The sequence below is a fragment of the Streptomyces halobius genome (genome assembly GCF_023277745.1).
In the GTDB taxonomy this organism is placed as follows: domain Bacteria; phylum Actinomycetota; class Actinomycetes; order Streptomycetales; family Streptomycetaceae; genus Streptomyces; species Streptomyces halobius.
In genome coordinates this window covers 8609951-8622232 of sequence record NZ_CP086322.1, presented here as the reverse complement: position 1 = coordinate 8622232, position 12282 = coordinate 8609951, and the positions used below count along the sequence as shown (strand labels likewise).

Below are 12282 nucleotides of genomic sequence, written 5' to 3'. Positions count from 1 at the left end.
CCCGTGAGGCATGGTCAGGCGCCTTCGTACACCCAGGGCCGGCCGGTCTGCCGGTACTCCTCCACGGGGATCGGGTCGACTCCAGTTCGCATGCGGGCGGTGCAGAGCAGGCCGTCGCGGTGGTCGATCTCGTGGTGGATGAGGCGGGCGAGGCCGCGGTCGTACACGGTGGTCACGGTCTCGCCGGTCAGGGCTGTGGTCTCCACGGTGATCTTCAGGGGCCGTCGCTTATCTAGTGTTGTCAAGAGTTCTTGCAGTTCAGCGCCGTAGAGCTTGGTTAGGCACGTTGCTGATGGCGCGCGTTCGGATGGCTGATCTGCTCAGGGGGCGGGTGCGGCACGTCTCGCAGACGGTGATGATCCATGCGGGGTGGTGGTCGCCGCGGAAGCGCGGACGGCCGGGGGCTTAGCACAGCTCGCAGGTGTGCTCGGAGACGGTCTCCGCGGCATCGCTGAGGGCGGTCGCGGCATCCATGAAGGCGCCGTTGTACTCGCCGGCCTCGTCGAAGCGGTCGGCAATGTGGATGCACAGGCCGCCGAATCTGGTGGCGAGGTCGTCGAGCTGGTAGTCCGGGGCGAGGGTGAGCAGGTCGCGGTGGAGCTGGTCGAGCAGGGCGGTCCAGCCAGGCCCGACGCCCAGCGGGGCGTGGAACAGGTTCACGAACACCATGTCGCAGCCCTCCGCCTCAGGCACCGTGTCACGCTCTTAGCGGTAGGCGGCGTACAGCTCCACGGTCTCGGCCTCCACCGGAATCCACCGCGAGTAATGCGACTTGGCATACGCATTGTTGCTGTTCAGACGGCGCCGCACATGGACATGCGGTCCCCCGACCCGGCAGCCCAGCGAGGTGAAGTCGGGCAGGAAGTGCATGTCCTCGCGCCGCAGCCCCAGCCCCTCGCCGATCCGCATCCCGGTGACGGCCAGCAGGGCCACGAGGAACCGGTCGCGGGCGTGCGTCGTGCAGTCGAGGACCTTCTCGATCTGGTCGTCCGACAGCCACTCGTAACCCGGCACCGCGACGCGGTACTTGATCCTCCGGGCCTGGATCGTGCGGTGCTGGCCGTCCTCACCCGGCTCGAACCCCGGCAGGGTGTAGCGCAGGAACTTCGACCCAGTACGTAGACCCGTCCCCCGATATGGCTCGCTCAGCTCGGTAGTGCGGTGGAGGACAGCAGACGTAGCCAACGTGCCTATCACCCTTGGATACCGTTCAGGCAAGTGCAGAACCAGCCTACTTATCTTACATGCCTGACGTCGGCCAAGCTGCCCGAGAAGGAGCTCAAGACGGCGGTGGAGCTGGTCGAGGCCCTCGACATGGAGTGGCACCCGGAGGAATACCGGGACATCTACCGCGAGCGCGTTCTGGAGCTCGTCGAGGCGAAGGCCAAGGGGGAGACATACGAGAAGGCCGAGCCGCCCCCGCAGGCCACCAGCGTGGTCGACCTGACGGACGTACTGCAGAAGAGCGTCGACCGGGCGGGGAGCAAGCAGCGCAAGGGCCGGGCGGGAGGCAAGCAGGGCAAGGGCACCCTGGAACGGCTCAACAAGAAGCAGCTCCATGAACGTGCCGCCGATGCCGACATCCCCGGGCGCTCTTCGATGAACCGGGACGAGCTCATCGAGGCGCTCGGAAAGGCTTCGTGAGCCGTGTGGACACGGATGAGGCCGGGGAGCCCGCGAGGGAAGCACGCCCCAGCTCATGGAAGGCACAGCGTGCGGCGCGTTTTCGGCCGCCCTGCCACGGGTACCACGAAGCGCACCCAGCACCCCACATCCCAAGAGAGGAGCACAAGCATGAAGGCCGTCGTATGGCACGCCCCCGGAGACATCCGCCTCGACGACGTGCCGGAACCCACCATCCAGGACCCGTACGACGCCGTCGTACGCATTACCACAAGCGCGATCTGCGGCACCGACCTGCACTTCGTCCGCGGCGCCGTCCCCGGCATGGCCGAGGGCCGGGTGCTCGGGCACGAGGCCGTCGGCATCGTCACCGAGACCGGCCCCGGCGTGCGCAACTTCCGCCCGGGCGACCGGGTGGTCATCCCCTCCACCGTGGCCTGCGGCGTGTGCAGCTACTGCCGGGCCGGCTACTACGCCCAGTGCGACAACGCCAACCCGCAGGGCCGCCGCGGCGGCACCACCTTCTTCGGCGGCCCCGAGTCCGTCGGCGGCCTCGACGGACTACAGACCGAGTACGCGCGGGTGCCCTTCGCTCACGTCGGCCTCGTGCCGCTGCCCGACACCGTGGACGACGCCCAGGCGATCCTGCTCTCGGACATCTTCCCCACCGGCTGGTTCGGCGCGAAGCTCGCCGAGGTCAGTCCGGGAGACACGGTCGCCGTCCTGGGCGCGGGCCCGGTGGGCCAGTGCGCCATCGCCGCCGCCCGGTCCCAGGGCGGGGGCCGCATCATCGTCGTCGACGGCGTCCAGGACCGGCTGGACCTCGCCCGCGATCAGCACGCCGAGATCATCGACTTCCAGGCCGAGGACCCCGTCGAGGCTGTGCTTGAGCTCACCGGCGGCATCGGCGTGGACCGGGTCATCGAGGCGGTCGGCGTGGACGCCGAGCGGCCCGCGGGCGGGCCCGCCGCCCGGGCGCTTGCCGGTCAGGAGGAGCGGTTCGACCGTGAACGCGACGAGATCGCCGCCGGACACCGTCCCCCCGCCGACGCCGACTGGCAGCCGGGCAACGCGCCCAGCTTGGCCGCCCGTTGGTCCGTCCAGCTGGCCGCCAAGGCCGGCACGATCGGGATCGTCGGCGTCTACCCGCCGCAGGCGGACCGGTTCCCCATCGGCGAGGCCATGCAGAAGAACCTCACGCTCCATATGGGCAACTGCAACCACCGCCGCTACATCCCCGGCCTCGTCGCCAAGGTGGCCTCGGGGGAGCTCGACCCGCTGCCGCTGGTCACCCGTTGGTCGGCGACGGAGGACGCCCTCAGCGCCTACCGGTCGTTCGACCGCCGGGAGCACGGCTGGACCAAGGTCGCCCTCGGGGTGGTCGGCGCGGACGCCGTGGCGCCCGGCGAGGGCGCGTCCGCTGGCCCCGGCGCGGGCACAACCGGCGGCAGCGCACCCCACGGGTGAGACCGGAGAACGACAGGACCGACTGAACGACAGGACCGGTGCACGTCGCGGCGGACGCGCGCCCTGACCTGAGCCTGACCGTGCCTGCCGGACCTGTGGTCGGTACTTCCGGTCGCCCGCCGCCCGGGGAGGCCCGGCCATGGGGCACCGGTCACCGGTCACTGAAGTGGAGCAGCGCGCCACCGCTCCGCCCATGCGTGTTCAGCGCTGGCACGCCGGGCACCACACCGCCGTGCGGCCGGCGATGCGGTCGCGGCGCAGCCGGCCGTCGCAGCGCGGGCAGTGCGGGTCCGCGTCGTCGCGGTGCCCGGTCAGCCAGCTGGGCCTCGGCGGGATCTGGCCGACGCGTATCGAGGAGCGCAGGACGCTGCGCAGCCGTGCGTGCAGGCGCCGCACCTCCTCGCCGGTGAGCCCGGAAGCGGCACGGGAGGGGCGCAGCCGGGCTCGCCACAGGATCTCGTCGGCGGTCAGGTTGCCGAGCCCGGCGAGCAGCGACTGGTTCATCAGCGCCGACTTCAGCCCGCCCCGCCGGGCTGAGAGCAGCTCCCTGAAGTCCGCGAGGCCGAGGTCCATCGCGTCCGGGCCCTGGTCGCTCAGTACGCGGTCGGGATCGTCGGGCCACAGGCCGCGCAGCTTGCGCTGATCGCGGTAGCGGAGCTCGTGGCCGTCGACGGTGAGAACGACCCGGTCGTGCCGGTGGCGCGGCTCGTCGGCGTCGCAGCAGAGCAGCAGACCGGTCATGCCGAAGTGAAGGAGCACGGTGGGACCGTCGGTGCGGACGAGCAGCCACTTGCCGTGCCGCTCCGGCTCGGCGAGGCGGCGGCCGGTCAGCTCACGGGCCAGCCTCCGGGCGCCCGCTCCGTGCAACACGTCGGCGTCCATGACTTCGACCCGCTTGATCCGGCGGCCGCGCGCACAGGAGGCCAGGATTTCCCGGAATCCCTCGACGTCAGGCAGCTCGGGCATGGCCCCGGGTACCCCTGGCCCGGCCGGCCGAATCACGCCCACGCGCAGTGCGGGGTTTCGGGGCCGCACGTCGCGGCTACTCGGTCTCCATGGCGAGCTCACACATCTTCGTCCTCGGGCTCGACGACAAGAACCCGGCGACGCTCCGGAAGATCCCGAACGCCGAGGAGTACCGGCTCCACGGTCTCCTCACCCGGGCCGAGCTGCCGGATGCCGGGACACCAGTACCCGAGTTGCTCATGCGGGCCGAGCGGGCCCTTGCCGCCGCGGACGCCGAGCCCGACGCGATCGTCGCGTACCGGGACCTTCCGGCCAGCATGATGGTGCCGGTGCTGTGCGCGCGGCACGGCTTGCGCCGGCCGAGCCTGGAGGCCGTACTGAAGTGCGAGCACAAGTACTGGAGCCCAATCGAGCAGCGCAAGGTGATCGACGGGATGCCCTGGTTCGCGCTGATCGACCCGGACGTGACGGACGCCCCGCCGCGCGGGACACACTTCCCGGTCTGGCTCAAGCCCGTGAAGTCGTACGCCTCCCAGCTGGCGCTGCGTGCCGCCGGCCCGGAGGAGTTCGGCGAGGCACTGGCGAGAATCCGTAAGGACGCAGGCGCCACCGGCGACCGGTTCGTCGACGTCCTACGGAAACGCAAACGGGCAGCCTGACGGCACGGAACCCGGCCCGGCCGGGCGGCGGCCCGCACCGGGCCGTCAGGGGCGCCAATTCGCCTTGTAGTCCGGATGATCGGAGTACACGGCTCCCAGTTGCCGCACGGCGTACATCAGCCCCTTCATATAGGCCGGTGACCTGTCTCTCGCGAGCGCGGCCGACTCGACTTCGTCCAGCACATACAGCTTGGCCTGAATGTCCTCAAGGCCGCGCACGGAGGCATGGGGTGCGCCCTTCGCAAGAGCCTCACGGAGGGCGGTTGCCTCGTCCGCAAGACGCTTGCGCAAGAACATCACCAGGTTTTCGCCGCTCCGCACGGCGTCGGGAAGGAGAGACTGCCGGATGACTGCCGCCTCCGGGTCCTCGCTCTTCGCGAGCGAGTCGGCGGGCATGTCGGGGAACTGGTCGTCGGTCATGAGCGTGACGCTATTACCCCTTTCGCTGTGCTGCCAGCACCCTTGACGGGACATCGGCCTACCACCGCCGCCAGACGATCCCGTCATGGCCGGTGAGAGCCGTGGCGGCATAGGCGGCGTGCAGCGGCGGCAGTGGCAGCGGATAGCGGGTACGGATCTTGCCCAGCTCCCGGTGCGCCCGGACCAGGCCGGCGAAGTCACGCGGGTATGCGGTGGCGTCCGCGCCGGTCAGTACGCCGATCTCGCGGGCGCGGGCGGCGGTGCGCCGCCAGTCCGCCGCGCCGGCCAGGCCGATGGACGCGGTGCCGTGGTTGAACAGCAGGACCCGGATCTCGTCGTACGGATCGGTGCTGTCCAGATACGCCTCCAGACCGGCGCGGAAGGTCTCGGTGCCGAAGACGGACCAGTACGGCACCGAGCCGGTGCGCAGCGCCTGCCAGGGGTCGAGCAGCAGGAACGACTCGACCAGGAGGCGGTCGGCGGGCAGACCGCGGTCGGCGTACCAGGAGCGGTAGAGGCCGGCGACGGCGGGGCTGAGCCGTTGCGGAGTGTCGAAGCGCAGCACGTCCAGGGTGAGCCGGTGCTGTGCGGCGAAGGCGGAGACGTCGGCGAGGAGCGCGGGGTGCAGGCCCCATTCCGCCTCCGGACTCTCGCCGTTCGGGGCGGGCGGGTCCCAGCGGCGCACCGAGGAGCCGTGGCGGGCGAGCAGGTCGGCGACCCGCGGGCCGCCCCGGTGGTATTCCTCGGGCGCGGCGTCGCCCAGCGCTCCGAACTGGAACACGTACCGGTCGGCGACGTCGGTGGTGGGCCAGCGCAGTGTGCAGTCGACGGCGACGAGGGTGCCGCCGGGGGCCAGGTGGTCGTGGATGAACCGGCGGTAGGCCGCGGGCAGCCGGTGCCATTTGACGCGGAAGTACGTCATTCCGGCGATCATGAGCCGGTCCTGGTTGGGATCGTGCATGTGGTGCAGTACGAGGCCGGGGTTGGCGGCGAGCAGTGCCCGGCCCGCGTCACGGACCGCGTGCAGATCGCCGCGCGGGTCGTCCGGGGCGACCCCGCGGCGGCGGACGGGCAGCAGCAGCGTCTGCGGCAGCCACGCCGCGTCCAGCGCCGCGGCCAGATGGACCAGGGCGCCGTTGGCGGACCCGACGAAGATCACCGGATAGCGGCGCCGGGGGTAGTGACCGGTGACCCACGCGGCGAGTGCCTCCGCCCGCACCTCTCCGGCGCGCCGCAGCGGTGTCGCCTCGGCCCAGCCGCCCGCCGCGTAGATCCGCTCCCGGGCCGCGTCCGGCAGCCGGTTGACGACGCCGAGCAGGCCGGAAAGCGGTGCCTCCAGGGCGGCGGGGACCTGGCCGAGGGCCGGGATGTCCCGGCCGGCGAGGAAGCGGGACAGGGCACGCAGCATCCCGGTGGCCGAGTCGAACGAGGCGACCGCCCTGGACGCCTTCACCCCGTCCTCCGGTCCGCCGATCGCTCGCCGGGGTCGGTCACGCCGGCGTGCGTGAGGAAGTCGCCGACGAGCCCGGCCAGGGCATGCGGACGCCGGTAGGGCACCATGTGCCCGGAGTCCGGCACCACGGACAGGCGGCCCACCGGCAGCAGCCGGGTCACCTCCTCCGCCCGCTCCTGGGGAACAAGCCGGTCCTCCGCCCCGCGGACCACCAGCGCGGGCATCAGGACGTGCGGCAGCTTGTCCTCGATGCGGTCGCGCAACGACTCGGCGAACGCGCCGGCCACGCCGCGCACGCCCGCGTCGCGGTAGTCGGCGAGGTTGAGCGGTGCCATCGAGGCCCGTTCGTGGGGCGAGTTGCGTATCCAGCGCAGCAGTTGGCGGGTGAAGCCGCGCGCTGCGGCGTCGACGGTCGGTCCCACCAGCACCAGCCCGGCGATCCGCGCCGGATGCCGGACGGCGGTGTCGACGGCCACCTGGCAGCCGAACGAGCCACCGAGGAGCACCGCGTGGTCCAGGCCGACGGCGGTCAGCCACTCGGCGACCGCGTCGGCCAGCGCCCGCAGGACCAGCGGGCGCGGGGGCCCGGCGCCGGCACCGAACCCGGGAAGGTCCACGGCCCATGCGTCGTGTGCGTGGCCGAGTACCTCGGTGAACGGCCGGAATGTGCGACTGGAGATGCCGGCGCCGTGGACGCACACCACCGGCGGCTCCGGTCCGGCACTCCGCCAGGCCACCATCGGCCGGCCGTTCACCGTGGCCGTGATCCGCTCCATGGTGCGTTCCTTACGGGTTCCGCGCGTGCCGCTCGCTCAGCGGGCTGCGAGCCGGGACACGTCCGTCACTTGCCGAGGGCGTTACGGAGCTGCTCCTTGGTCATGTTGGAGCGGCCGTCGATGTGGCGTCTCCTGGCCTCCTCGTACAACTGGTCCTTGGTCGGGCCCTGGGCTCCCTTGCCGGACCGTTCGCCGCCGCGTTGCGGGGCGGACTTGGGGTCCTGGGTGGAGACCCTGCTGGACTTCTTCACCTCGCCGGAGCGGGCGCGCTCCTTCTGGACGGTCCGGGCGGCGATCTCCTTCGCCCGCTGCGTCGACTCGCCCCGTTCCTTGGCGCCTTCCTTGATGTGCTCGTACTGGCGCTCACGCTTCTTGCTCGAACCTGCTGGCATGACGGCTCCTGGTTCCGGTCGGCGGTCTGCGGCCATCGGGCAGGGCGCAGGACGGCGCCCGACGGACATGTCCCAGTGCACCTCCAACCGCGGCCGTGCGCGAGACGTGCGGGCCGATCGTGGGCCCGCGTGCGTCACGCGCTCGCGGGCCTGGTCGTGGACGAGGCGCCAGGCGCCCCGCGTTCGGGTCGGAGGATGGCGTAGCCGACGCCGATGCCGATCGCGACCGGCCAGCCAAGTACGTCGGCGGCGCCGAGACCGCCGGGCCGGAGAGTAATTCTTCCGTACGGATCAGGAAGCGACGCCGGGCCTGGAAGTTCCGTTCTCCGGGGGCTGCGCGTGGCACACCCCCGACCCCGAAGCCGGACGGCGGGCCGCGCGGCCGACGGGTGCGGTGCGGGGGCCCGGTGGTCCTGACCGTGTACGCGGACCGTACCGGAAGGTTGTGGCGGATCGCGGAGATGTGCGCGCGCTGCGCGGCCGCCACCCCCAACTGCCGTGTCCTGGACACCGCCCCGCCCCCGACTCGCACCGCCCCGGCCGGGACGGACCAGGCGGCGGGGACGCCGGATGCAGAGCCCGCGGGCGGCACGGTGGGGGATCATGTCGCGGCGGTGTTCTCCGACCACGGCCCCTCCCCCGCTGCCGGTGCTTCGTCATCCCCCACCGCCGCACCGGGTTCGGTCCCCCCGCTGGCCAACTGCCCCGAGGCTTCCCGTCGGGCACCCTGGTGGGAACCGCGGTCCCCGCTTCGCGTCATGGTGTTCGGCTACTGCCTCGATCTGCGCTCCGAGGCCACTCATTTCATGAGGCAGCCCCGGCATCGGGGCTGCCTCATGAAATGATCAGCATGCCGACTGAACGCGGGTAGGGCGGCCGCGGCGTCGTCCAGTGTCTCCGGCCGAAGCTGGTCCACCAGGCGGTGCAGCTCATCGCGCTTCGTCATGTCGCCAGCGTACGCATCCGGCAGGGCAGCGGCACCGCCCTACACGACCAGGGAGAGATCCGTGAGTGGGCAGGGTGCACGGACCGCACGCGCTGAAGCTCGGCGCTGCCCGTGGACTGTAGGCACTCGGGACAGTGAAGTGGAGCCATCAGCGTCGTCTCAAGGGCCGGCTGCCACCGGGTGACGGGCACCTCACACCCCATCGTCAGCCGTACCTCGCCCGCCCCGCCGCTCATCTGCATCTCCCCGCCTCGTGGCCTTCAACATCCAATCAACCGATAAAAGGACACCGGGGCACAGGCTCGCGAGCCGGGCCCCGACCTGATTCGGTGGCAGCGATCCGCCAGGCCACGGACCGGTCTGGCTCGTCGTGGATGACGGGCCGCCACCGGTTACGTGCCCTGGCCTCCATAGCGCTGGAGCGCGGACTGCCGCAGGGCGGTGAGCATCGGCATCACGTCGTCCTGGGTGGCGTCGCTGATGGCGAGGAGGTAGGTGATCAGAGCGCGGGCGATGGTCTCGGCCTGCGGCGGCGTCGCGGTCGGCGCGATCTCCTTGAGTGCCTCGATCAGGACTTTGGAGACGCGCACGGTCGGATCGGCGGTCATCTTCTCGGTCGCGTCCTGCAACTCCTGGGGCGTCATGTCGTCGTGAACGCCGAACTGGGCGGGAAGCGCTTGCTGCATGAAGGATTCGCCCAGCTCGGTGACCAGGATCGCCGTAGGTATCTCCCCGGTCCGATGATTCAGGAGCGCGGCCATGTTCGTCGCGTCCTCCATCCACACCGCCTCCAGGTACCCGCAGGCCCGCAGGATGTCGTCCGCAGCCATTGGCTCAGCCATTACTTGTACTCCCACACGTTGTCGGTCGCGGCCAGGGACAGATCCAGACGAGCCCAGACCCCGGCGTGGTCCGAGCCCCCCTCGACGACGCCGTAGTCCACGATGCACGGCGCCAGGGCGAAGCTGATCAGGATCCAGTCGATCCGGTCGTCCGTGGCGGTGCGCCGCAGAAGCTCTTCGTCGCCGGTCTGCTTGTAGAGATGCCAGGCGACGTCCACGAAACCCTTGCGCGCGATCCGCCAGGCGACAGCACGATCAGGCTCGTCCGGCCCGGGACTCTCCGGATCGGTGACCTTCAGCCGGGAACCCTTGTTATACGGGCGCATGGCCCCGACCAGCGGCGGGGGACCGGCCACCGGAGCATAGTTGAAGTCACCGCCGAGGATGGCGTAGCCGACACCAGGACGCAGGACCCGGGTGCCGATGAAGCTGACCTGGCTCTCGGCACGCGGGCCACCGTACGGGGTCAGGTGCACGCTGCCCGCGGGCAGCGTGGCAGGCAGGACGGGCAGGTTCCAGCCGAGCGTCTCGAAGCCGTGATGTGTCTCGTGGGCGGAGTAGTCGTGGTTCTGATAGGTGCGCCGCCCCATCGTCGCGCGACGGTAGAAGATCGCCGGGCCCAGCCCCGACGGACTGGGCGCGAGCACCCCGTCCATCTCAAGGTCGGCTTCGGCCCGAATCAGCCGCGCGTGACCATCCGCCGGCCAGCCTTCCGCCTCCTGCAGCATCAGAATGTCAGGCTGCACCCGCTGAATGGTCGCCGCGAGCGCCGGCCAACGGTCCTCGAAAATGCCGTTCTGAGACCGCCAAGCTCCCGGACCCAAATTCTGCGACATCGCGACGATTTCCACGGACCCTCCTCTCCCCATGTCCCACGCCATCACCATAGGTCGCAGGCCCGCACTCTGAACCGGACATGAACAGAAGGGACGAGCACCATCTGACCCAAGGGGCATCGCGGCGGGACGAGGTGGCGTTCGGGTGTGGAGTGGGAGAGTCGGCATCACGCAAGGTACGGCTACGGATCGTGGAACCGCGCGATGGAACACGCCCGCCTGTTCTTCGACTGGGAGACAGAGCACGAACGGGGCATCGACGCGCAGGAAACACTGGACCACTGTCGAAGTGCTGTCCATTCCTGCTGTCCCGTCTCACTCGACCTGGTCCCAGTCTCAAGTGATCTGGTCCGATGCGGGTGTGACGGATCACGACCGCCGCACCGGGGCGCTGTCACAGCCGACAGGCCCGTACCCGATTGGGGCGTCCCGGGCCTGTCGGCTGTTCGCCGGCGTCGGGATGGCGGGCTCAGACTTCCGCGACGACTTCTTCCGCCTGCATACCCTTCTGCTGTTTTCGACAGGGTGGAGTAGAGCCAGTGGGGCATTGAGAACGAGAGCCACTGCTTCGGCAACGAGATTGAGAGCCAGCCTGCCTGACGGTGTGTGGCATGCCGCTGATGGCGTAATGGGGGCTTTGGGCTGATTAGCCGGGTCACGCTGTGCTGCGTTGATCACGGTCATGTCAGGAGCCCGTGGGTGTACAGGTCGCGTGAGTGGATCTTTGAGCGGATCCGTCGTGACCGCCGGTTAGGTCCGGCGGTCACGGGGCGGGTGCTGGCGCAGCGGTACAAGGTGGTGTCGCGGAACACCGTGGCGAAGGCGCTGGTGTGTCCGGTGCCCTCTGGCGGAAGAAGCCGCCGCCGCGCAAGAGCGTGCTGGAGCCGCCTGGAAGAAGCAGAAGCACACCGTCGACCGGATCCTGGAGCGTCTGGCAGGCGAGCACGATTTCGAGCACGCGTCCTACTCCACGATCCGTGACTACGTGCGCAAGCGGCGCCCGCAGATCGTCTTGGAGGCCAAGGAGGGGCGTCGGCATCTGGAGGGGACAGTGCCGCAGGAGAAGCGGCCCGGCGAGGAAGCCGAGGTCGACTTCGCGGACGTGTGGCTGGACCTGGCCGGGCAGCGCCGCAAGTGCGTGCTGTTCACGCTGCGGATGTCGTACTCGGGCAAGGCCATCCACCGCGTCTATACCACCGCCTCGCAGGAGGCGTTCTTCGAAGGACATGTGGAAGCCTTTCGGGCGCTGGGCGGGGTGCCTTCGGTCCATATCCGCTACGACAACCTCAAGCCCGCGGTGAAACATGTGCTGTTCGGCCGTTCCCGCACGGAGACGACGCGCTGGGTGGCCTTCAGGTCCTGGTATGCGTTCTCGCCCCTTTACTGCGGGCCTGGTGAGGAAGGGGCACATGAGAAGGGCGGGGTCGAGCACGAGGGCGGGCGGTTCTCCCCGTTCGCCGAATGGGACAAGATCTTCGCCGACCCGAGGCTCTGCGCGGCAATCGGCGACCGGATCACTTTCCGCTGCACGCTGATCCAGACCGCACCGAGTCCTACCGATACCAGGCCACCGAGGCCGAACGCCAGGCGAAGCCAGCTCAGTGACCGACGTCAGGTTCACCCCCGTTCGGGCTCAGTGCCGCCGGCACCACGCGGCGAACCGCTCGCTCTGCCATGCCAGTGCTCGCTCGACCTGCGGCACCGTCAGCCCGGCTGCCTCAGCGATCCGGTTGATCCCGAGGCCATCGGGGTGGTCATCGAATACCCGGGCGATCTTGCCCACCCTCCTCGATGTCCCGCAGAGCCGGACGGCCACCGCGGGGAAGCCCTGACAACACGACCCATAGGCCCCACGGGCCACCCGAGCCGCCCGCAACGTTAGAGAGATCTGATGGATGACAC

At 70.2% G+C, this 12282-nt stretch carries 15 protein-coding genes; 5 read left to right on the top strand and 10 right to left on the bottom strand.

What is annotated here, in order from left to right:
• Window positions 1-14: 14 nt before the first annotated feature.
• From K9S39_RS39145 to K9S39_RS39135, 3 genes are all read right to left on the bottom strand, one after another.
• On the bottom strand, window positions 15-245 hold the full coding sequence (locus tag K9S39_RS39145) for a peptide deformylase (RefSeq protein WP_283113272.1): 231 nt from the start codon (window positions 243-245) through the stop codon (window positions 15-17).
• A gap of 160 nt (window positions 246-405) precedes the next feature.
• A complete protein-coding gene (locus K9S39_RS39140) occupies window positions 406-693 on the bottom strand; it encodes a hypothetical protein (RefSeq protein ID WP_248868027.1) in 288 nt (95 codons plus the stop codon).
• 12 nt (window positions 694-705) lie between these two features.
• Window positions 706-1185, bottom strand: a complete 480-nt coding sequence (locus tag K9S39_RS39135) for a site-specific integrase (protein ID WP_248868026.1) — start codon at window positions 1183-1185, stop codon at window positions 706-708.
• 33 nt (window positions 1186-1218) lie between these two features.
• Between K9S39_RS39135 and K9S39_RS39130 the strand changes: the two genes are divergently transcribed.
• A complete protein-coding gene (locus K9S39_RS39130) occupies window positions 1219-1644 on the top strand; it encodes a hypothetical protein (protein WP_248868025.1) in 426 nt (141 codons plus the stop codon).
• A gap of 150 nt (window positions 1645-1794) precedes the next feature.
• A complete protein-coding gene (locus K9S39_RS39125; RefSeq protein WP_248868024.1) occupies window positions 1795-3090 on the top strand; it encodes an alcohol dehydrogenase catalytic domain-containing protein in 1296 nt (431 codons plus the stop codon).
• Between the two features lie 201 nt (window positions 3091-3291).
• Here the strand turns inward: K9S39_RS39125 and K9S39_RS39120 are convergent, their stop codons facing one another.
• Complete coding sequence (locus K9S39_RS39120; protein WP_248861300.1) at window positions 3292-4056, bottom strand: Fpg/Nei family DNA glycosylase; 765 nt, start codon at window positions 4054-4056, stop codon at window positions 3292-3294.
• A gap of 89 nt (window positions 4057-4145) precedes the next feature.
• On the opposite strand from K9S39_RS39120, the gene K9S39_RS39115 reads away from it, so the two are divergent.
• Window positions 4146-4715 carry a hypothetical protein gene (locus tag K9S39_RS39115; protein ID WP_248868023.1) on the top strand — a complete coding sequence of 190 codons (570 nt, stop codon included), beginning with the start codon at window positions 4146-4148 and terminating at the stop codon, window positions 4713-4715.
• Window positions 4716-4760: 45 nt separating this feature from the next.
• On the opposite strand, the gene K9S39_RS39110 is transcribed toward K9S39_RS39115, so the two are convergent.
• The 4 genes from K9S39_RS39110 to K9S39_RS39095 form a co-directional block, all read right to left on the bottom strand.
• The gene (locus tag K9S39_RS39110) at window positions 4761-5135 is read right to left on the bottom strand and encodes a DUF6221 family protein (RefSeq protein WP_248868022.1); all 375 of its coding nucleotides are present in this window, start codon (window positions 5133-5135) and stop codon (window positions 4761-4763) included.
• Between the two features lie 58 nt (window positions 5136-5193).
• The gene (locus K9S39_RS39105) at window positions 5194-6588 is read right to left on the bottom strand and encodes a hypothetical protein (protein WP_248868021.1); all 1395 of its coding nucleotides are present in this window, start codon (window positions 6586-6588) and stop codon (window positions 5194-5196) included.
• Entirely contained in the window at window positions 6585-7364 is a 780-nt protein-coding gene (locus tag K9S39_RS39100) for an alpha/beta fold hydrolase (protein WP_248868020.1), read from the bottom strand. Before K9S39_RS39100 ends, K9S39_RS39105 begins: the two co-directional genes overlap by 4 nt.
• Before the next feature lie 65 nt (window positions 7365-7429).
• Entirely contained in the window at window positions 7430-7756 is a 327-nt protein-coding gene (locus K9S39_RS39095; protein ID WP_248868019.1) for a plasmid stabilization protein, read from the bottom strand.
• A gap of 407 nt (window positions 7757-8163) precedes the next feature.
• Between K9S39_RS39095 and K9S39_RS39090 the strand changes: the two genes are divergently transcribed.
• Window positions 8164-8601: a hypothetical protein gene (locus K9S39_RS39090; protein ID WP_248868018.1), complete on the top strand. Its 438-nt coding sequence runs from the start codon at window positions 8164-8166 to the stop codon at window positions 8599-8601.
• A 493-nt stretch (window positions 8602-9094) separates the two neighbouring features.
• Here the strand turns inward: K9S39_RS39090 and K9S39_RS39085 are convergent, their stop codons facing one another.
• Window positions 9095-9544: a hypothetical protein gene (locus K9S39_RS39085; protein ID WP_248868017.1), complete on the bottom strand. Its 450-nt coding sequence runs from the start codon at window positions 9542-9544 to the stop codon at window positions 9095-9097.
• Window positions 9544-10395: an endonuclease/exonuclease/phosphatase family protein gene (locus K9S39_RS39080; RefSeq protein ID WP_248868016.1), complete on the bottom strand. Its 852-nt coding sequence runs from the start codon at window positions 10393-10395 to the stop codon at window positions 9544-9546. The genes K9S39_RS39085 and K9S39_RS39080 overlap by 1 nt, the downstream gene beginning before the upstream one ends.
• Window positions 10396-11365: 970 nt before the next feature.
• On the opposite strand from K9S39_RS39080, the gene K9S39_RS43230 reads away from it, so the two are divergent.
• Window positions 11366-12262: a hypothetical protein gene (locus K9S39_RS43230; protein WP_406708093.1), complete on the top strand. Its 897-nt coding sequence runs from the start codon at window positions 11366-11368 to the stop codon at window positions 12260-12262.
• The last annotated feature ends 20 nt before the right edge of the window (window positions 12263-12282 follow it).